The 20,416-nt window shown below is 69.1% G+C and carries 12 protein-coding genes; 6 read left to right on the forward strand and 6 right to left on the reverse strand.

The features are described 5' to 3' along the window. Positions 1 to 177 precede the first annotated feature (177 nt). Positions 178 to 1,620 (forward strand): MFS transporter, encoded by a 1,443-nt coding sequence (locus tag B0293_RS30430; RefSeq protein ID WP_005159763.1) that lies wholly within the window; start codon positions 178 to 180, stop codon positions 1,618 to 1,620. A 190-nt stretch (positions 1,621 to 1,810) separates the two neighbouring features. Here B0293_RS30430 and B0293_RS30435 read toward each other — a convergent pair whose 3' ends face one another. Continuing rightward, entirely contained in the window at positions 1,811 to 6,103 is a 4,293-nt protein-coding gene (locus B0293_RS30435; RefSeq protein ID WP_039918709.1) for a GH92 family glycosyl hydrolase, read from the reverse strand. Between the two features lie 239 nt (positions 6,104 to 6,342). On the opposite strand from B0293_RS30435, the gene B0293_RS30440 reads away from it, so the two are divergent. Continuing rightward, positions 6,343 to 7,983, forward strand: coding sequence for a tannase/feruloyl esterase family alpha/beta hydrolase (locus B0293_RS30440; protein ID WP_039918711.1), 1,641 nt, complete (start codon positions 6,343 to 6,345; stop codon positions 7,981 to 7,983). A 72-nt stretch (positions 7,984 to 8,055) separates the two neighbouring features. Here the strand turns inward: B0293_RS30440 and B0293_RS30445 are convergent, their stop codons facing one another. From B0293_RS30445 to B0293_RS30460, 4 genes are all read right to left on the reverse strand, one after another. Further along, the gene (locus B0293_RS30445; RefSeq protein WP_039918712.1) at positions 8,056 to 8,718 is read right to left on the reverse strand and encodes an ABC transporter ATP-binding protein; all 663 of its coding nucleotides are present in this window, start codon (positions 8,716 to 8,718) and stop codon (positions 8,056 to 8,058) included. After that, complete coding sequence (locus B0293_RS30450) at positions 8,718 to 9,410, reverse strand: ABC transporter ATP-binding protein (protein ID WP_005159780.1); 693 nt, start codon at positions 9,408 to 9,410, stop codon at positions 8,718 to 8,720. Before B0293_RS30450 ends, B0293_RS30445 begins: the two co-directional genes overlap by 1 nt. Beyond that, a complete protein-coding gene (locus B0293_RS30455) occupies positions 9,403 to 11,982 on the reverse strand; it encodes an FtsX-like permease family protein (RefSeq protein ID WP_005159782.1) in 2,580 nt (859 codons plus the stop codon). Before B0293_RS30455 ends, B0293_RS30450 begins: the two co-directional genes overlap by 8 nt. 147 nt (positions 11,983 to 12,129) lie before the next feature. Continuing rightward, on the reverse strand, positions 12,130 to 15,318 hold the full coding sequence (locus B0293_RS30460) for a BTAD domain-containing putative transcriptional regulator (RefSeq protein ID WP_039918716.1): 3,189 nt from the start codon (positions 15,316 to 15,318) through the stop codon (positions 12,130 to 12,132). Between the two features lie 94 nt (positions 15,319 to 15,412). Between B0293_RS30460 and B0293_RS30465 the strand changes: the two genes are divergently transcribed. Both B0293_RS30465 and B0293_RS30470 read left to right on the forward strand, forming a co-directional pair. Beyond that, entirely contained in the window at positions 15,413 to 16,288 is an 876-nt protein-coding gene (locus B0293_RS30465; protein ID WP_005159787.1) for an NAD(P)-dependent oxidoreductase, read from the forward strand. Between the two features lie 10 nt (positions 16,289 to 16,298). Continuing rightward, entirely contained in the window at positions 16,299 to 17,159 is an 861-nt protein-coding gene (locus B0293_RS30470) for an NAD(P)-dependent oxidoreductase (RefSeq protein ID WP_005159789.1), read from the forward strand. A gap of 677 nt (positions 17,160 to 17,836) precedes the next feature. On the opposite strand, the gene B0293_RS30475 is transcribed toward B0293_RS30470, so the two are convergent. Then, positions 17,837 to 18,721 (reverse strand): LysR family transcriptional regulator, encoded by an 885-nt coding sequence (locus B0293_RS30475; RefSeq protein ID WP_005159791.1) that lies wholly within the window; start codon positions 18,719 to 18,721, stop codon positions 17,837 to 17,839. 79 nt (positions 18,722 to 18,800) lie between these two features. On the opposite strand from B0293_RS30475, the gene B0293_RS30480 reads away from it, so the two are divergent. Further along, positions 18,801 to 19,703 carry an EamA family transporter gene (locus B0293_RS30480; protein WP_005159795.1) on the forward strand — a complete coding sequence of 301 codons (903 nt, stop codon included), beginning with the start codon at positions 18,801 to 18,803 and terminating at the stop codon, positions 19,701 to 19,703. After that, complete coding sequence (locus B0293_RS30485) at positions 19,700 to 20,320, forward strand: NAD(P)-dependent oxidoreductase (protein WP_005159796.1); 621 nt, start codon at positions 19,700 to 19,702, stop codon at positions 20,318 to 20,320. The genes B0293_RS30480 and B0293_RS30485 overlap by 4 nt, the downstream gene beginning before the upstream one ends. Positions 20,321 to 20,416 lie beyond the last annotated feature (96 nt).

Here is a 20,416-nt window from a genome sequence, read left to right on the forward strand (position 1 = left end):
GCGAGTCACGCCTTCGAGCCCGCCGGACGGGGGTCGATCACTGTGGACCCTGCCACTCACGACCCTCAGCAGTCCTGAGTGGCGTATGATCACCGGCATCGGGGTAGAAACGTGCTGAGCACGCGCATACACGAGATCGAATGATCCGTCACTCCTTCACCTCGAAGGAGTCGACCTTTGCGTTCCCCTGTTCAGACCCACTCCCTGAAGGACGCGTGGCCTGCCCTCGCCGGGCTCTCGGCCGTGTTCCTGTTCGAGATGCTCGACAACTCGATCCTCAACGTCGCGTTGCCGACCATCGGCCGCGAACTCTCCGCCTCGACGACCACCCTCCAATGGGTGACCGGGGTGTATTCCGTCGTGTTCGGCGGGCTGATGCTCGCCTTCGGCGCGCTGGCCGACCGCGTGGGCAGGCGCAAGATCATGCTCATCGGACTCGTGCTCCTCGCCGTGGCGAGCCTGGCGACGGCGTTCGTCACCGTCGCGTGGCAGCTCATCGCCGTCCGGGCTGTCATGGGTGTCGCGGCGGCGATGACGACTCCGGGTTCGCTCGCCCTCGCGTTCCGCCTGTTCGACGACGACGTGCTGCGCGTCCGCGCGACCACGCTCATCTCGACCGTGGGCCTGGTCGGCCTCGCCCTCGGCCCCACCGCGGGCGGGCTCGCGCTGTCCGTCGCGCCGTGGCAGGCGCTGCTGCTGGTGAACGTGCCGGTCGCCGCGCTCGCGTTCCTCGGTATCCGGACCGGCATCCCCGCCGACGACCCCGCCGACCTGCACCGCGATCCGATCGACGTCGTGGGCGCCGTCCTGGGAACCGCGACGATCGTCCTCGCGCTGCTGGCCCCCACGCTCTTCGTCGAAGAAGGCACCGCGTCGGCCCTGCCGTGGACCGCCGCCGTGGCCGCGCTCGTCGTCGGAACCGGCTTCGTCCTGCGCCAGAAGAACGCCCGGCATCCGTTGCTGGACCTGAAACTCGTCGCCCGCCCGCTGGTGTCCAGCGGTCTGGCGCTCAAGGCCGCGACAGGCCTCGCGACCGCCGGGCTCAGCTACCTCGTGACGCTGCACCTCCAGTTCGGTCTCGGCTGGGCGCCCGCCCAAGCGGCGCTCGGGATGCTGCCCCAGGTCGTCGTCCTGATCGCCGGTGGCGCGCTCGTCTCCCCGTTGATGAAGCGTCTCGGGCTCACCAAGGCCGCCTGGCTCAGCGCCGGCGCGGTCGTGTGCGGGCTCGCCGTGTACACCGCGTTCGGCGGGCTCGGCTACGTCTGGATCGCCGTCGCGCTCGCCCTCGTCGCGGCGGGCATGCGCGTCGTCGGTGTCGTGGCGGGCACCAACGTCATGCGCGGCCTGCCCGAGAACCGGACCACCATCGGCGCCGCGCTCGTCGACACCGCCAGCGAGGTCACCACCGGGATCGGCATCGCGCTCAGTGGCACCATCCTGGCGCTGGTCTTCCCCGGCACCCTGACCGCGGCCCGGGGATCGGCCGACTTCCTCGCGGCGACCACCTACGCCGGGCTCGCGCTCACCGTGCTGTCCGCGGTCCTCGTCGGCTTCGGGATCCTTCGCGGCCGCCGTCCCGAGCGAACGGCCTCTAAGCAGAGCGTCCGCGGCGTGGTCTGAAATCGGTGTTGCGAAAGCCACTTTCGCAACACTCAAGGTTGCGAAAGTGGCTTTCGCAACACCGCCGGCACTCCACCTGCGCCCTCTGGGACGGACACCCCGACACCTTGCTTTACGCCTCTATGAACATGAAGGCCCCCTTCCTTGCGTCAGGCGCAAGGAAGGGGGCCTTCATGTCCTTACCGGAGGACTACAGCTTCGCGCACTGCCCGGCGGACGGGCCGCGGACGGTGTTCTGCAGGTCGTAGTCCGTCGGAGCGGGGGAGTTGGCCGCGCACGCCAGAGGTCCGCCGATCGTGCTGGAAGTCAGCACCGGCCCCTTGTTGCCCGTCAACGCCACCGGTCCGCCGATCTCGGTCAGTTCGATCGAAACCGGCCCGGTCGCCCCGGTGATCGCCACCGGACCGCTCACCTTCGTCCGGTCCAGCACGATCTGCGCCGCACCCGTCGCCGTCAGCGGACCGGAGATCGACCCGCCGCGGACGATCAGGCTCGCGCCCGCCGCCACCGAAACCGGACCGGACACCGTCGCACCGTCCACACAGGTCACCCCGCTCCGCACGGTCAGCGGGCCCTTGCGCTCGCCGGCGACGGTCTGCGTGCACGCCGCGTCCGGCTTGCCCAGCACCTCGAACTCCGACAGCGACGCCTCCCCGCCCGTGGTCGCGGTGACCTCGAGCCGGTAGTAGGCGTAGTGCGCCGGGTTCGCGATCTTGAACGGCTTGGTCTGCTGACGCCACTGGAACGTCTGGTCGGTCCGCTGATCCGCGACCGCCCAAGTCTTCCCGTCGTAGGAGCCCTTCAGCACCCAGCTCTTCGCGTCGCCCGCGCCCTTGCCCGAAGTCAGCGTGTAATACGAACCCGCCTCGTTCGTCGAGGGCACCTGGTACTGGATCGGCGCCTTGACCTTCGCCTCGGTCCGCGACGTGTTGTCGAAGAACGCCGCGTCCGCGCCGGAGACCGGCTTGGTCAGGTCGTGCACCGGTGTCGGCACCGCGTCACCCTTGGTGATCGACTTCGGCGCGTCGTCCGGGCCGGTGCCCCACGACGACGGATTCGGGCCCATGTCGAAGTCGAGCGTGCCGCCATTGGCGATCGCCGAATGCGCCAGCGACGTCGAGGACTGCGCCTTGCCGTTGACCTTCAGGCCCTGCACGTAGACGTTCTTCGCGCTGTTCTTCGGCGCGTTGACCACGATCTTCTTGCCGCCGGGCAGGTTCACCGTCGCCTTGGTGAACAGCGGCGAGCCGATCGCGTAGTCCGAGCTGCCGACCTGCAACGGGTAGAAGCCCAGCATGCCGAACAGCCACCAGGCCGACTGCTCGCCGTTGTCCTCGTCACCGCCGTAGCCTTGACCGAGCTCGCTGCCGACGTACAGCCTGGCCAGCGCCTCGCGGACCTTCGCCTGCGTCTTCGACGGCTGACCCGCGTAGTCGTACATGTAGAGCGTGTGGTGCGCGGCCTGGTTCGAGTGGGCGTACATGCCCATCCGGACGTCCCGCGCCTCGGTCATCTCGTGGATGATCCCGCCGTAACTGCCGAACTTCAGCCCGGTCTCGGGCGTGGCGAAGAATTCGTCCAGTTTGGACGCCAGCCCCGCCTTGCCGCCGAACAGGTTCGCCAGTCCCTGACCGTCCTGCGGGACGGAGAACCGCATGCCCCACGCGTTGGTCTCGGTGTAGTCGATACCCCACACCTCCGGGTCGAACTTGTCCTTGGCGCGGGTGAACTTGCCCGCCGCGTCACGGCCCTGGAAGAAGCCGACACTCGGGTCGAACACGTTCACGTACTGCGTGGCCCGCTCGGTGAAGTACCCGTAGTTGTCCAGGTACTCCTGCTTGCGCGGGTCGTTCGCCGGAGCCTCGTCGTACAGCTTCTTCGACATGTTCGCGATGGCGTTGTCGTTGACGTAGCCCTCGATCGCCCATGAGAAGCCGTGGTCCGCGGTGTTCGGCGCGTACCCGAGGAACGTGCCCTCGTCGATGCCCTTCCGGCCGACCGCGCCGTTCGGCGGGGTCACCGTGGCGTTCTTGACCGCCGAGTCGTACGCCGACTGGACGTCGAATCCCTTGACACCCTTGAGATACGCGTCCGCGAAGGCGGCGTCCGAACTCGTTCCGGTCATCAGGTCCGCGTAACCGGGGGAGGACCAGCGCGAGATCCAGCCGCCGTCGCGGTACTGCTGCACGAAACCGTCGACCAGCTTGCCGGTGGTGTCCGGGCTCAGCAGTGAATACGCCGACCACACCGTGCGATAGGTGTCCCAGAACCCGTTGTTGACGTAGAACTCGCCGTCGACCAGTTTCGCGCCGGTCTGCTTCGGCGTGTCCTGACCGGCCTTCGGCGACACCGGGCTCGCGTACTTCTTCACCGGCTTCTCGACCGTGCCGACGTTCTCGAAGCCCGAGTTCGGGTACAGGAACAGGCGGTACAGGTTGGAGTACAGCGTGATCAGCTGATCCTTCGACGCGCCCTCGACCTCGACGACCTTGAGCTTCTCGTCCCAGGCCTTCGCCGCGGCCTCGCTCACCGACTCGACCGACGCGTTCGGGGCGAGTTCCTGCTGCATGTTCTTCTTCGCCTGATCGACGCTGATCAGCGAGGTCGCGATCCGCATGTTCACCGTCTTGTCGGTGCCCGCGTCGAACTTCAGGTAGCCGAGGACGTTGTCCCGCTTCTGGTCACCCGAACCGGTCGACAGCTTCGAACCGGCGGTCACCGGCTTGTCGAAGGTCGCGTAGACGAACATCCGCGTCGCACCGGCGGACAGCCCGCTCTTCACGTCGCTGTACCCGGTGATGGCCCGGCCCGCGGGGTCGAGGGTGAGCCCGCCGTTGTTGTTGACGTTGTCGAAGATCAGGTTCGAGTCCGCACCGGGGAACTTGAACCGGTACAGCGCCGCGTGATCGGTCGGCGCGACCTCGGTCTTGATCCCGTTCTCGAAGTCGACGCCGTAGTAGTGCGCCCGTGCCGTCTCGTTGGAGTGCTTGAACGGCAGCTTCCGTGCCTCACGGTCCGGGTTCGGCACACCGGACGCGGTCGAGGGCAGGAACTGGAAGGTCTGCCGGTCGGCCATCCACGGACTCGGCGCGTGGCTCGCGGAGAACGCCTGCAGCGCCGGGAGGTTCTGCTCGTTGTTGCGCGAGTGGTAGGAGTACATCCAGCTCAACGTGCCCGCGTCGGTCGTCGGGATCCAGAAGTTGAACCCGTGCGGCACCGCGGTCGCCGGCATGTTGTTGCCCCGCGAGAACGAGCCGTTCGACAGCGAACCGCGCGTGGTCAGCACGTTGTCGGACGGACGAAGGCTCGCCGGGGGCGTCGGCGTCGCGGACACCTTGATGTCGTCCAGCCAGCCCTGCAGCGAACCCGGGCCGGACGGGTTGTCGTAGCCGACCAGGACCCGGTCGATCGTCTTGCCCTTCGCGACCACACCGATCTGCGAGCGGACCAGGTTCCACTGGTTGGTGTAGAGCACCTTGCTCGCGCCCTGTCCCTGCGGGGAAAGGCCGAAACCGTACTGGTCGACGGCGCCGAGCTGGCTCAGGTAGGTGCCGTCGGTGAACGCCAGGTCCACCGCGACGTTCGTGCTCGGGTACTTCAGGTCGCCGCGGATGAACTCCGGCTGCACCTTGTACGACAGCTCCGAGGTCGCCGCCACCGGGATGTCGACGTCGAAGATCTTGTTGTACGACCAGCCGTGCCCCTGCGCCTTGTGGCTGCCGGAGTAGCGGAACGCCCGCGTGCCGGTGAACCCGACGCGGTTCTTGTTCGTGTAGCCGCCCGTCGGACCGCTGTCGGCGAAGCTGCGCATGTTCGGCAGCGCCGGCGGGGCCGGATCCTCGTTGGCCAGCAACAGCTCCGAGAGCTGCATGATGTCGCCGCCGTTGTTCTTCGTGACGTTGAGCCGGAAGAACTTGTAGGCCGCGCTCGCCGCGGGGAGGCGGTATTCCTTGGTCTGGAATCGATCCGAGAACTTCTGCCCGGACTGCTTGTCCAGTTCCGTCCAGGCCTGGCCGTCGGTGGAGCCCTGGAGCGTCCAGTCCTGCGGGTCGCGGTTGTCGAAGTCGTTCGCCGAGGACAGCGCGTACCGGGTGATCGACGTCGGCTCGGACAGCGCGACCTGCGCCCAGCCGGTCGGGGTCCAGGCGAGCCACTTGGTGTCGGTCGAGCCGTCCACCAGGTTCGACACGGCCTCGTTCGGGGTGTTCTCGCTGTTGGCGGAGGTTTCGGTGACCTTGCCACGGATGTCACCGGGGATGGTGGTGGCGTTCGCGCCGTCGACGCCGAAGGCCTTCGGCTTGCCTGACGGGTCGACGTCGACGGTGTCGCTCCACGTCGGCTGCGGTTCACCTTGTTCGAACGACGAGTAGAAGTCCGGCGGAACGTCTTCGGCCGCGCCGGTGGCCGGGAGGGCGACCAGCCCGGATACCACGACCGTGGCGCTCAGGAGGGTGCAGACCAATGGTCTGACGCTTCGGGGCATCGTTGCACCAATGCTTTCTCGCGGGGGCATGCTGGGCGCCGCACAGGCAGGGGACCGGTGGCGCCAAGAGAGAAAAACTCGGGGGTGACATCGATGTCAAGACACTCGGACAAACCTGGCCCGAACTGGACAACCCGGATGCCCCTGCGAGCCCTGCCGAAACACGGTGGACAACGCACAGCGGCCGGGCCAGGGTGAATGAGCCAACCAAGGCCGATCCTGGGAACTGGGGTGGGGAAATGCGGCGGTTGTCCATGCTGGGCGTGGCAGCGCTCGTCACGGCAGGCTCGATACTCACGGCACCGGCGGCCACCGCCGGCGAAACGACGTTCCGCCCGGTGCGCACCTGCGCCGACCTGGTGCGGACCTACGACCTTCCCGGCGCGGTCACGCACGTCGAGACCGCGACCGTGGTGCCGGCGACGGCGACCGAACCGGAGAACTGCGACGTCCGCGGCTACGTCGAACCCGCGGTGAAGTTCCAGCTGCGGCTGCCGACCAAGACCTACGCGGGCCGCTATCTCCAATTCGGCTGCGGCGGCTACTGCGGCAGTGTCACGACTCCGCCGTTCGCCGACTGCGGCCTGCCGCACGGTGGCGACGTGGCCGTCGCGGCCACCGACGACGGCCACGTCGGCACGACACCGAACGTCTTCGACGACGGCAAGTGGGCCAAGAACGACCAGGCCGCCCGCGACGACTTCGCCTTCCGGGCACCGCACGTGGTCTCGAGGGCGTCCAAACGGCTGATCACGGCTTTCTACGGCGCTCCGCCGCGGAATTCCTACTTCAGCGGCTGTTCCGACGGCGGCCGCGAGGCACTCCTGCTGGCGCAGCGCTATCCGCACGACTTCGACGGCATCGTCGCCGGGGCGCCCGCCGGATACTGGGATCCACTGATCGGCGTCTACCAGACCTGGCTCGCCAAGGTGAACACCGGCGCCGACGGCAAGCCGATCCTGACCGCCGACAAGCTCCCGGCGCTGCACGCCGCCGCACTGTCCTCTTGCGACAAGGCCGACGGACTCGGCGACGGCGCCATCGACGACCCGCGCACCTGCCGCTTCGACCCGGCCACGATCGCCTGCCCGACGGGCACCGACAACGCCGGCTGCCTCACCGCGGCCCAGGTCGAGGCCACCAAGAAGATCTACGCGCCGCCGACCGACGAACGCGGCCGCAAGCTCTACCCCGGTGGCCAGACCGTCGGCTCCGAACTGTCCTGGTACGGCTGGACCATCCCGGCGCCGGAGTTCGGCGGCGCCGCCGCGTACAGCCTCGCCGACAACTACCTGAAGTACATGGCCTACCCGATCGGGACGCCGCATTCGTCGGTCGAGAAGTTCGCTTTCACCTCGCGGGAATTCGACCGGCTGACCCCGGAAGGCATCCGCTCCAACGCGATGTCGACGGACCTGCGCGAATTTCGGCGCGCGGGCGGGAAGCTCGTGATCTGGCACGGCTGGGCGGACCAGGCGATCCCCGCGGCGGGCACCGTCGATTACTACCACCGGCTCACCCGCGCCAACGGCGGCGTCGCCGCGACGCAGGACTGGGCACGGCTGTTCATGGTGCCGGGCCTGTACCACTGCGCCACCGGCGACAAGCTCACCGAGTACGACCCGCTGAAGGAACTGGTCTCCTGGGTCGAGCGCGGAAACGCGCCGGACCGGACGATCGCCACCGGCCGCGACGCCGACGGCAAGGTCTTCCGCACCCGGCCGGTGTTCCCGTACCCGCTCCAGTCCAAGTACGACGGCACCGGCAGCGTCGACGACGCCGCGAACTTCGTGCCCGTTCCGCCTTCGCGGCCTTCGCAGGATCTCGTGAGCTGGGCCGGGAACGACCTGTACGGCAAGGCCGGCCCCGTCGCTCCCTAGCTGATTTGCAGGTCCGTGAAGGCCTCCTTGAGGGACCCAGGGTCCCTCAAGGAGGCCTTCACGGACCGGGACTCATGAAAGAACGCCGTCCAGCAGCCGTACCCGCCGGTCCGCGATGCGGTGCACCTCGTCGTCGTGCGTCGCCACGATGACCGCGGCGCCCTCCTCGGCACAGTGCCGCAACAGCCGGAGCACCCGCGGCGTGCTCCCGGCGTCCAGATGCGCCGTCGGCTCGTCGGTGAGCAGGACTCGGGGTCGCCCGCTGACCGCTCTGGCGAGCGCGACCCGTTGCTGCTGTCCGAAGGAGACTTCGAGCGGATAGCGGTCGCCGAGGTCGCCGATCCCGAGTTCCTCCAGCAGTTCCGAAACCCGCGCGTGGATGTCCTTCGCGCTGGGCTTGGGCACGTCGGACCGCAGCCGCAACGGCAGCGCCACGTTCTCCGCGATCGTCAGCTCGTTCGCGAGACCGAGCGCCTGCGGCAGGACGGCGCAGGTGTGCCACGCCGGCGCGCCCGCTATCGGGACGCCGTCCAGCAGGACACTGCCGGAATCGGGCGAGTCGAAACCGCACAGCAGGGCCAGCAGCGCGCTCTTGCCGGAGCCGGACCGGCCGGACACGGTGACCAGTTCGCCTGCGGCGACGCTCAGTTCCAGTCCTCGCAGGACTTCGACGTCCCCGCTGGGATGGGGGAACCGGCGCCGCAACCCGACGGCCTCGAGGGCGGGTTCCGCCATCACGGCACGACCTCCTGTTCTTCGACTCTTTCGAGCCTGCCTTTGTGCATCCGCGCGACCCGGCTGCCGAGTTCGATGAGCCGATCGTCGTGCGAGGCGACGATGACGGCGAAATCCTGATCCGCCAAGTACTTCAGGGTGTCGAGAACCCGGTCGGCCGACCCTTCGTCCAATTGGGACGTCGGCTCGTCGGCGAGGACGACGGTCGAGCGGCGCGCCAGGGTGCAGCCGAACGCGAGGCGCTGCTGCTGCCCGCCCGACAGCGCGGAGATCCGCCAGGCACCTGTTCCGCCCAGGCCCAGTTGTTCGAGGATGTCGTCGGGCAGGCATTCCGTCCCGGCCGACTCCGCCGCGGCGCGGAGGTTGTCGGCGACGCTCAGGTACGCGAGCAGGTTGTCGGTCGGGTTCTGGAACACCAGGCCGAGGTGGTTCCGCCGCAGCGCCCGCCGGTCGCGGTGCCGCAGCTTGCCGGTTTCCGTTCCCTGGAAGGAGATCGTGCCCCGGATGGGCTGCTCGAACAGGCCGAGCGTCCGCAGCAGGGTGGATTTGCCGGAACCGGACGGTCCCGCCAGCACGGTGATCCCGCGCGCGGGGATGTCGATGGTGACGTCGTCGACGCCGGTGACCGTGCCCGCGGGCGTCTGGTAATCGACACCGATCCCGCTCAGCCGGAAGATGGGTTTCTCAGGCACGGATCAACTCCGCGGTCCGGGCGGTGCGCACCGAGCGCATCGCGATCCAGCCCGCCAGCGCCACGACGAGCACGCCGACGGCCAGCACGGTCAGGGCGAGCGGGGTCGGGTTGGGCAACGCCGATCGCGGCGCCAGGAACGTCGCCGGATCGAAGCGCGGCACGGACAGGCCCGCCACCGAGATCCCGCAGACGACACCGATGACCACCGCGAGCCCGCTGAGCGTGCCCAGTTCCATCAGATGACTCGCCAGCAGGGCCCGCGGCCGCATCCCCATCCGCAGGACCAAGGCGCCGGCCAGCGCGTTCTGCCGCCGTCGGACCTCGACCGCGACCAGCAGCGACAGCACCGCGACCACGCCGAGCACGGCACCGAGCAGCGCCATGAACGAGAACGTCCAGGACACGACGTAGAACGGAAGCGCGTCGAGCGCGGAATCACGGGTGACCCGGTTGACCGCCGTCGCCACCCCCACGGACGCCAGCGCCTCGGTCACCTGAGTCATCGACGAGCCGGACAGCACGCTCCACTTGGGCACCGCGCGCAATTGCGCGGCGCTGAGCGATTCCCGTGAGATCACATAGCCGGCCTTGGTGCCGATGATCGGGAACATCGGCAACTCGCCGATCGTCCTGGCCTCGGGAAGACCGGCCGCCAGGACGGGCTTCTGGTTGGCGTCGGTCCCGACCCGGATCGCCGGGATACCCGTGCCGGCGCTCGACAAGTTGCCCAGCAGCCGGTCGACCTCGGCACCGTCGAGCGGGCCGAGGGTGGCGGCGCGCCGGAAGGTTTGCGGATCCACGACCAGCACGACGTTGCCGGTGCCGGTCAGCTCGCCGACGATCGTGGTGTTGCCGGTGATCCCGGTGGGGAGTGCGACCTTCCCGGTGCCGACGACGCTTTCGGTGTCGACCCGGGTCTCGGCTCCGACGAAGATCGCCGACTTGGTTCGCAGGGCTTCTTCCTGGCCGCGGGCGATGCCGATCCCGGTCGCCAGGGTCCCGATGGCCAGCGTGCCGATCACGAGCACACCGGTGACCGGCGCGCGGGCGCTGGCGAGCCGCCGGATCGCCAGTTGCAGCGCCGGCCGGGACCACAGCCGCGCGCGATGCGAGGCGAGCAACGCGAGCCAGGCCAGCCGTGCGGCGAGGAGGCCGACGGTGAGCACGACGAACACCGGATACGTGAGCGCGAGCGGGTCGACCTGGGGGAGCGGGTTGCCGAGCCGGGATCCTTTGCCGTAGTCGACGAGCCGGGTCCAGCCGAGCAGGGCGACACCCGCGGTCACCAGTTCCCACGGGAAGATCGTCAGGAGCTTCATTCCCTTGCGCCGTCCGGACCTGACCCTGCCGAGTTCGAACTCCCGGTGGGTGCGGAAGGCGATCACCCCGGCCAGCAGGCCGAGCGAAACGAGCAGGATCGCGGCCGCGACGAGCGATCCGGCGAGCAGTGCCCCGTCGCCCAGTTCGCCTGGTGGTCCGTAAACCCCGAGCAGCAAACGCGCGAGTACCGCGCCCGCCGCACCGCCGACGACGATGGGCAGCCCGAGTTCGGCCACGGCGAGCAGACCCAGCGCTCCGGGCCCGCTGCCGCGGGCGGACAGCAGCCTCAGCTGCGGATGCCGTCGCTGGTACCACTGCAAGGCGACCGTGCCGATCCCGGCACAGCCGACCAGGATGCTGATCGCCGCCAGCGGCAGGATGGAGATCAGGACGTTCGATTCGGCCTGGTTGCTGATCTCCACCGAGCGTTCGAACGGCAGCGACCCGATGATCGCGTCACCGAGACCGCGGGCACCCAGGTCCGCCTTGACGTCGGCGATGAGCGCCTTCGACCGTTCCAGCAGATCCTCGGCCTCGCTGATGGTCTTGGGAGGAGCCTCGTAGAACGACATGTGCAGCGTGGCGAACTTCGGGACGCCCAAGGCGCGGATCGCGTCGTCGAACGTCTTCCCGTCGGTGGCGAACATGACCGAGTCGAGCGGGTCGTTGGCGAGCCTGCTGACGACGGCGTTCCGCTGCTGCGAGCACCACCAGCGCGGTGCCGGGTCGGAGAGGTCGCGGTACAGCCCGGTCACCGGAGGAAGCGTGGTGCCTCGGAAGGCCGGCGTGACGCCGGACTTGATCCCTTCCGCCTTGGACACGACGGTGCCGAGCAGAAGCCCGCCGGCGGCGGCTGTCCCGTCGGCGAGGTCGAGATGGCCCGGAACCGCCTGGTCCCGGTGGGCGATGGTGACCTTGTAGTTGGGGTCGCCGTTGAATTCGGTGCCCACGAGAAACGGCGTGTAGCGAGAGGTGACCGGCGCGGTGAACCCGTGCGCCGGGGCGTTCCGCCGGACCGAGTCGATGACCTGGGGCGCGACCTCGGCGGGGACGTTGTCCTTGCTGAAGACCGGCCCGTAGTAGTCCGGGCACGCGAGACCGGACTGGTAGTCGACGGCCGCACCGCCCGAGGCCGAAGCCTGCAGGATGGCCGCGGTGCCGAGAAAACAGGCCAGCAATGCCGTCACCGCGGCGATGATCAGAGTCAAGGGGCTGCTCAGTGCCGCCCGTGGAGCCGCTCGCCACGGCATTGTCACCCTGGGCCCGCCGGGAGCCCCCCACCTCACCCGCATGGCTACGCACGCTACCGGTCCAGGCGGCTCGGCGACAGAAAGAAATCACTGTTTGTTGCCGACGTGAAGTAAGGCATGGTCCATTGTGGTGACCCGGGTGCATGCTTATTGACTGTCGGTCACCAAGTGATCGATCGGTGTCGCCGCTCCCTTCGCGCGCTCCTCGGAGAATGCGTTTTCTCCGAGCGCCTCGACGATGCCGCCGGTGATCCTGTCGACGTCGCCGCGTTCGCCTTTGGGCAGGGGAGCGCCCGCCGATTCCCGGGAGGCCGCGGCGGCGCCCAGCAACCGCGCGGCCGAGTGGTACGAACCGGCGGCCGCCCGCGCGCCGGCGAGCCCCTCCAGACCGAGAGCGATCGCGCGAGGATCACCGCTGTGGCGGGCGATCGCCAGGCCGTCCGCATGAAGCTGCCCGGCCTTCACCGCGTCCCCTCGCTGCTCGGCGATGAACCCGAGTTCCGCGAGGACCAGCGTGCTGCCCGCCTCGGACTCCACCCGGCGATGCCACTCCAGAATGGACAACAGCCGCCGCTCCGCCTCCTCGAACATCCCCTGTCGCCGCTCGCCGAGCGCCAGCCCGGTCTCGGCGTAGACCTCGCCGGGTTTGAAGCTGTGCTCGACGGCCAACGCCCTGGCCCGCTCGTGGAACTCCGCCGCGCCGTCGAAGTCGCCGACGAGCAGCGCCGTCCGGCCGAGCCAGGACAGCTTGTAGGCGACCTCCGGCCACAGCTCGAGCTCCTCCGCGCGGCGAAGGCTCTCGCGATGAACGCGGGCAGCGTGGTCATAGTCCCCGGCGATCGAGGCCAGCATGCCGAGGACAAAGGACGCCTGGAGCCAGCCCCAGCGCTCGCCCAGCCCGTCGAAGATCGCGGCACTCTCGGCGGCGACCCGGCCCCCGCCGGTGAGATCGCCACCGGCTATCAGGTGGCTAGCCCTGTCGCTCAGCGCGGCGGCGGCGCTCCAGTCGTCACCGACGTCCCGGGCGGTTTCCAGCGCGTCGAGCGTGAGCTTCTCCGCGCGGCACAGGTCGCCGATCGTGGACCACGCGTAGCCGAGGAACCACAGCGTCCGGGCCCGTGCCAAGGGATCGACGATGGCCCGCATGACGTCCTCGTCCGCGCCCTCGGTGCAGGTGCCGTCGAGCACGGCGATGCCGCTGCACCAGCCGAGGGCCTGCGCGTACTCGTCTCCGGTGGTGACGTCCGTGGCGAGCACGAGATTCAGCGAGCGCCGGGCCTCGGTGAGCCTTCCGCGAAGGAACCAGAACCAGGTCGTCGCGTTCACCAGCCGCAACGCGAGCCGGTGCTCGCCCTGCCGCAGCAGCGTTTCCAGCGCGCGCCGGGTGTTGGCGCCTTCGGTGTCGAGCCTGTCCAGCCAGCGCCGCTGTTCCTTGCCGCGAAGTCCGGCGTCGCCGCGTTCGGCCAACTCGACGTGGAAACGAGCGTGCCGCAGGTGCAGGTCGTCGAGCTCGCCCGCCTGCTCGGCTTGCTCCAGGGCGTACGCCGAAACGGACTCCAGCAGCCGGAATCGCGGTTCGCCGGATTTGCCCGGCCTGCTGACCACCAAGGACCTGTCGACGAGCCGGGACACCAGGTCGAGGACGTCGCCTGAGGCGATCTCGCCGCCCGCGCAGACCGCCTCGGCCGAGTCGAGCCCGCAGCCTTCCGCGTGGACGGCCAGCCTGCGCAGCACGATCTGCTCGGGCTCGCTCAGCAGGCTCCAGCTCCAGTCGATCATCGCGCGGAGGGTCTGCTGACGGCGCGGACCGCCCCGCCTGCCCGCGGACAGCAGGCCGAACCTGTCGTCGAGACGGGCGAGGAGTTCGTGCACGCCGAGGGTTCGGACCCGGGTCGCGGCGAGTTCGAGCGCCAGCGGGATCCCGTCGAGCGTGCGGCAGATCCGGGCGACCACGGCCGCGTTCTCCGCGTCGAGCGCGAATCCCGGGGCGGTCGCCGCGGCCCGTGCGGCGAACAGCCGGACGGCGCTCGACTCCCGGACGGCGGCGAAATCCGGATCTTCGGGCAGTTCGAGCGGTGGGACCGCCCAGACGTGCTCCCCGGGCAGGCCGAGCGGCTCCTGGCTGGTGGCGAGCACGCGCAGGCGGGGCGCCGCCGCCAAAAGCCGCTCCACCAGCGCCGCGACCGGCTCGACGACCTGCTCGCAGTTGTCCAGGACGAGCAGGATCTCCTTGTCCCGCAACGCGTCTGCCAGTGACCGGGTCAGCGTCTTGGCCGAAGTGGCCTCCTCCCGGAGATCCAGCACGGCCGTCAGCACGACGGCGACCAGGTCCTCGGGCGGACAGGTCGGGCACTCGACGTTGTCCAAGCCCGCCAGTTCCACCAGCCAGGTGCCGTCGGACATCGCGAGCTTCGACGCGGCCTCGATGGCGAGCCTGGTCTTGCCCACCCCGCCGGGACCGGTGAGAGTGACCAGCCGGGTGTCGGTGACGAGTGCGCCGACCTCCTTGACCGCAGTCGTGCGGCCGATCAACTCGGTCAAGGACTCCGGCAGGTTCCCGCGCACCGGCTCGGCGGCACGGACGGGTTCGAGATCCGGGCTTCGGGTGAGCACCGCTTGATGCAGGCCCGCGAGGTCCGGCCCGGGTTCGAGGCCGGACTCGTCGCGCAGGCGAGACCGCAGCTCGGCGTAGGTTTCGAGCGCCTCACTGTGCCGCCCGGCGGCGTACAACGCGCGCATCAGCAGCCCGCGGAGCCGTTCACGGAGCGGATGCCGCGAGACCAGACCGGTCAGCTCCCCGGTGAGGACGCCGTGTTCACCGAGTGTCAGCCTCGCTTCGGCTCGCTCCTCTTCGGCGAGCAGCCTTTCCTCTTCCAGCCGGTGCGCGGCGGCGACGGCGAAGGGTTCGTCCTCGAATCCGGCGTAGGCGGGGCCTCGCCACAGCGCCAGCGCGTCCGCCAGCAGTGCGGCGCGGGCACGTGGATCGACGGTGTCACGGGCGCGGGCGGTGAGCGCCCGGAACCGGTGGACGTCCAGGTCTCCGGGGTCGACGGCGAGGACGTACCCGGCGGGGTGATGCGTCACGATCTCCCTGGCGCCGGGCTCGGCCCGGTCGAGCGCGCGGCGCAGCTGGGAGACCTTCGTTTGCAAGGTGTTGCCCGGATTGCCCGGCGGATGCTCGCCCCACAGATCGTCGGTCAGGGACGACACCGACGCCGCCCTGCCCTCCCGGCTCAGCAGCCCGGCGAGCAGGAGGCGGACCTTCGCCTCGGGCACGACGACGGGCTCGCCCGCGGTCGTCCACACGGCGAGAGGTCCCAGCACTCCGAAACGCACGAAACCGACGTTAGCGCGGGGCACCGACAGTTCGTGCGCGGTGTCGTGCGTGGACCCGCAGCGATCCGTGCGCGGGCGGCGTCACGGTGGTCCCATGAGCGAACACGGCAAGACCCCGGTGACGGTACTGGGGCTGGGCGCGATGGGAACCGCGCTCGTGGAGGCACTACTGGCCGCGGGACATCCGGTCACCGCGTGGAACCGGACCGCGAGCCGCGCCGAAGGCGTGGCGGCCAAAGGAGCCACGGTCGCGTCGACCGTGTCCGAGGCTCTCGCGGCGAACGAGATCGTGATCGCCTGCCTGCTCGACTACGACTCGGTGCACGAGGTCCTCGACCCCGCCGCGGCCGGGCTCGCGGGACGGCAGCTGATCAACCTGACCAACGGCACCCCCGGCCAGGCGCGCGAGATGGGCGCCTGGGCAGAGGAACTCGGCGCGGAGTATCTGGACGGCGGCATCATGGCCGTCCCGCCGATGATCGGCACTCCGGCGGCGTTCATCTTCTACAGCGGCTCGGGCAGTGCCCTGGGCCGGGCCCGGATGGCACTCGACACCTTCGGCGGCGTCAACTACCTCGGCGCCGACCCCGGCCTGGCGCCACTGCACGACCTCGCGCTGCTCAGCGGGATGTACGGGAACTTCATCGGCGTCATCCAGGCCTTCAGCCTGGTCGGCTCGGCCGGGGTCAAGGCACGGGAGTTCGCTCCGCTGCTTCGCGGCTGGATGGACGCGATGAGCAGCTTCCTGGAGCGCGCGGCCGAACAGATCGACGACGGCGACTACGTGACCGACGTCGTGTCGAACATCGGGATGCAGGCCGCGGCCTTCCCGAACCTCGCCAAGGCCGCGGCGGACCAAGGCGTCAGCGCCGAACTGCTGGCCCCGTTGCAGTCGCTGATGGACCGGCGGGTCGCCGCCGGACACGGCGCCGAAGACCTCATCGGCGTCATCGAACTCCTCAAGAAGTAAGGGAAACACAATGATCACACTGATCGGGCTCGGCCCGATGGGACAGGCCATGGTCCGCGTACTCCTGGAGAACGGCCACGGAGTGACGGTCTGGAACCGCACCGCGAGCCGCGCGGACGGCGTCGTCGCGGCCGGTGCCGTGCGCGTCGATACCCCGGCGGACGCGGTCGCGGCGTCGGAACTGGTGCTGCTGAGCCTCACCGACTACGCGGCGATGTACGACATCCTCGGCAAGGCGGAGGAAGCGTTGACGGGCAAGGTGATCGTCAACCTCAGCTCGGACACCCCGGAGAAGACCCGCGAAGCCGCCGAGTGGGTCGAGGCCCGCGGCGCGAAGTTCATCGCCGGCGGCGTGATGGTGCCGGCGGAACTGGTGGGCAAGGACGAGGCGTACGTCTTCTACAGCGGCCCCGCCGACGTGTTCGAGAAGCACCGCGAGGCGCTGGCGCTCATCGGAAGGCCGGACTTCCTCGGCGAGGACGTCCGGCTGGCGCAGCTGTTCTACCAGGCACAGCTGGACATCTTCCTGAACTCGCTTTCGGCGTTCATGCACGCTAGCGCGCTGGTGCGTTCGGCCGGGGTGCCGCTGGAGAAGTTCATGCCGTACGCCAAGGACAATTTCGAGATGATGGGCTTCTACCTGGAAGCCGCGGTCGAGCAGATCGAGAAGGGCGACCACCCCGGCGACGAGGCCGACGTGATCATGATGGGCGCGAGCGCCGACCACATCGTGCAGGCGAGCCGGGACGCCGGGATCGACGTCGCGCTGCCGGAGGCGGTCAAGTCGCACTACGACCGGGCGATCGCCGCGGGACACGGGCGCAGCTCGTGGACCAGCCTCTTCGAGATCATCAAGGCGGACCGCAAGTAGTGAGGGTGGTTCGCGCGTGAAGGCCCCCTTCCCTCGGCTCAGTCGAGGGAAGGGGGCCTTCGCCGAGGCCAAAGCCCATTGGTGCGGCCGGCGGTCGTGTGTGGAGGATTTGGGACGGTGATCGTGCCAGATCCTTCATCGACAGGGGAGGATTCCGGCCGTTGAACGTCCGGAATCTTCCCCCGTGATGTCGTCTGCCACCGGCCTGGCCGACGTGACCTTGATCAACGGAGGATCGGGGACGTGGAGTGTCCCCGATCCTCCGTTGATCAAGCCCCGAAGCCGGACGACACCGAGCGACCATGCAGGAATGACGATGAAGGAATCGGGACATTCAACGTCCCAATTCCTTCATCGTCGAGCCCGGCAACCGCCGAACCGCCACCCTCGCGCAGGTCAGGCGTGGCTAGGTAAATACCGGTCCGCTCTAACCCTCCTTGCCACTCACGACCCGTCTGCGAAATCGGGCAAATAACCTGAATAGAGCGCTTCTTTCTGGATGGATGTCCTTTATGGACAGAAAGGGAAAGGCTCTTCAGCAAGTCCGCGTCTGACCGTCCTCCCGCCTGACAGCGCCTAGTGTGAGCTGGCGTTGTGAAAGCCACTTTCGCAACCTTCAGCGTTGCGAAAGTGGCTTTCACAACGCTGTTCGGCAAGGCCAACCTCGCCTTTCTGCTCTAACCATCTTCGCCACTCACCGCACCCAGAATCTCCAGGAAGGCCTTCGCCGCCGGAGTGACCGTGAAGCGGTTCCAGACGAGATGCTCGATCCGGGCGGGCGCGTCCGTCACCGGCACGGTGACCACACCGGTCAGATTCGGCACGTATTTCGACGGCAGCAGCGCCACTCCCAGGCTCTGGTGGATCAGTCGCGCCATGAAGTCGGCGGCCGTCACCTCGAACGCCACTTCCCGGGACACCTTCGCCGCGGCGAAGGCCTGATCGGTCTGTGCCCGTCCCGCCGACCCCACCGGGAAGTCGACGAACACTTCCGTCGAAAGCCGCCTCAAGTCCACTTCGGACTCTCCGGCGAGCGGATGACCCGGTGCCACCACGGCGATCAGATCGTCGTGCCCCAGCTCGCAGGTGCTCACCCCCTCCGGCCGGTCGGACACCGGCAGGCCGAGGAACGCGACCTCGATCGCGCCGTCCCTGACCTGCTCCACCAACTGTCCGCTCGCCCCGACCCGCAGCCCGATCCGGACGTGCGGGTATCGGTGGCGGAACGTCTGCAACGCGGCCGGGACGTCGACCGCCGCCACGGTCGGGATGACGCCGACGGTGAGCCGACCGCGGATCTCCCCGACAGCGGCGGCGACCTCCGAGCCCGCGCGTTCGGCGGCGTCGAGACACTGGCGGGCGGCAGGGAGGAACGCCTCGCCCGCGGCGGTGAGCCGCACCCGTCGGCTCGTGCGGTCGAACAGCCGGGCGCCGAGTTCCCGTTCCAGCCGCGCTATCTGGTGGCTCAGCGCCGACTGCACGACAAGGCATCGTTCCGCGGCGCGCGTGAAGCTGTTCGTCTCCGCCACCGCCACGACGTACCGCATCTGCTGAAGCTCCATGCATCCATCTTGAATCACGATGGATCAAGTGACAAACATGTGTTGGACTCATCGATCGTCAGCGTTGAAGCTGAGAAGCGTGAAAACACTGACGACCACACCGCTCGCCGCCGGACTGGCGGGCACCGCGCTGACCGCGTTCGCTCCTGTGGTCTGGGGAACGACCTACGTGGTCACCACCGAACTCCTCCCGTCGGGGCATCCGCTGTTCGCCGGGCTCATGCGTGCGCTGCCCGCGGGTCTGATCGCGCTGGCCATCACCCGCACGCTCCCGCGCGGCACCTGGTGGCTGAAGGCCGCCGCGCTCGGCGTCCTCAACATCGGGATGTTCTTCCCGCTGCTGTTCGTCGCGGCCGAACGGCTGCCCGGCGGAGTCGCCGCCACCCTCGGCGCCGCCCAGCCGCTGCTCGTCGCGATCCTCGCCGTGGCGGTGCTGCGACAGAGCCCGTCCGCGTGGCGGTTCGCCTGGGGGATCGTCGGGATCGTGGGCGTCGGACTGGTCGTGATCGGCCCCGCGGCCGGCTTCGACCTCGTCGGGATCCTCGCCGGACTCGGCGGCGCCGCGACCATGGCGCTCGGTGTCACCCTCACCAAACGGTGGGGACGCCCGGTGGACGTCGGGCCGACGGCGTTCGCGTCGTGGCAGCTCACCGCTGGTGGCCTGTTCCTGGTACCGGTGACCTTCCTGTTCGAAGGCGCGCCCCCCGCGATCGACCTGGACGCGGCGCTCGGTTACCTCTGGCTCGGGCTGATCGGCGGCCTGCTCGCGTATGTCCTGTGGTTCCGCGGCATCACGTCGCTGCCGGTCACCTCGGTCGCGGTTCTGGGTCTGCTGTCGCCGATGGTCGCCGCGGTGCTCGGCGCCGTGCTGCTCGGCCAGTCGCTCGGCCTGATCCAGCTCGCCGGTTTCGCACTCGCACTGGCCTCGATCGTCGCGGGCCAGATCACCCCGAAGACCAAGAAGGAAGGCGTCGTCCGATGAAGATCGCCGTTGTCGGAGCATCGGGCATGACCGGCTCCCGTGTCGTCGCCGAGGCCGTTTCCCGCGGGCACCACGTCACCGCCGTCTTCCGCCGCACCCCGCCGGAATCACCGCATCCGGACGTCGACGTCGTACGCGGCGACGTCACCGATGTCGGCCACATGAGCACCGTCCTCGGAGGAGTCGATGCCGTCGTGGGCGCGACAAGACCCGCGCCCGGCGCGGAAGACACCGTCGCCATGGCCGTCACGGCCCTGCTCGACGCCGCGGCGGGGACTCGCGTCCTGGTCGTCGGTGGCGCCGGGCCGTTGCGCTCGCCGTCCGGTGGACTCGTCATCGACGACCCCGCGTTCGTGCCGCCGGAGTGGCGGACCATCGCCTCGGCAAGCACGAGACAGCTAGAAGCCTGCGAGGCGCACGCGGGGGACTGGGTGTACCTCAGCCCGCCCGCGATGCTCGAACCCGGCGTCCGGACCGGCGCCTACCGGCGTGGGACGACGACCATCCTCGCCGCGGCGGACGGATCGTCGCGGATCTCGGCGGAGGATCTCGCCGTCGCCATCGTGGACGAACTCGAGAATCCAGGCAGGGAACGGTACTTCACCGTGGGGTACTGAACATCCACTTATTGAGAGGTATGTCAAATATGGCGTGATCGATCCCTGTCGAACTGATCTTCTTCGCCGCATCAAGGGGTAAGGCAAAGGTGGCGT

It is taken from the genome of Amycolatopsis azurea DSM 43854, assembly GCF_001995215.1.
Lineage (GTDB): Bacteria > Actinomycetota > Actinomycetes > Mycobacteriales > Pseudonocardiaceae > Amycolatopsis > Amycolatopsis azurea.

Coding starts and splice junctions, on each gene's coding strand:
- B0293_RS30465 (WP_005159787.1), top strand. CDS start 15,413: ATGAGCGAACACGGCAAGACCCCGGTGACGGTACTGGGGCTGGGCGCG.
- B0293_RS30485 (WP_005159796.1), top strand. CDS start 19,700: ATGAAGATCGCCGTTGTCGGAGCATCGGGCATGACCGGCTCCCGTGTC.
- B0293_RS30470 (WP_005159789.1), top strand. CDS start 16,299: ATGATCACACTGATCGGGCTCGGCCCGATGGGACAGGCCATGGTCCGC.
- B0293_RS30475 (WP_005159791.1), bottom strand. CDS start 18,721: ATGGAGCTTCAGCAGATGCGGTACGTCGTGGCGGTGGCGGAGACGAAC.
- B0293_RS30440 (WP_039918711.1), top strand. CDS start 6,343: ATGCGGCGGTTGTCCATGCTGGGCGTGGCAGCGCTCGTCACGGCAGGC.
- B0293_RS30455 (WP_005159782.1), bottom strand. CDS start 11,982: ATGCCGTGGCGAGCGGCTCCACGGGCGGCACTGAGCAGCCCCTTGACT.
- B0293_RS30445 (WP_039918712.1), bottom strand. CDS start 8,718: ATGGCGGAACCCGCCCTCGAGGCCGTCGGGTTGCGGCGCCGGTTCCCC.
- B0293_RS30435 (WP_039918709.1), bottom strand. CDS start 6,103: ATGCCCCGAAGCGTCAGACCATTGGTCTGCACCCTCCTGAGCGCCACG.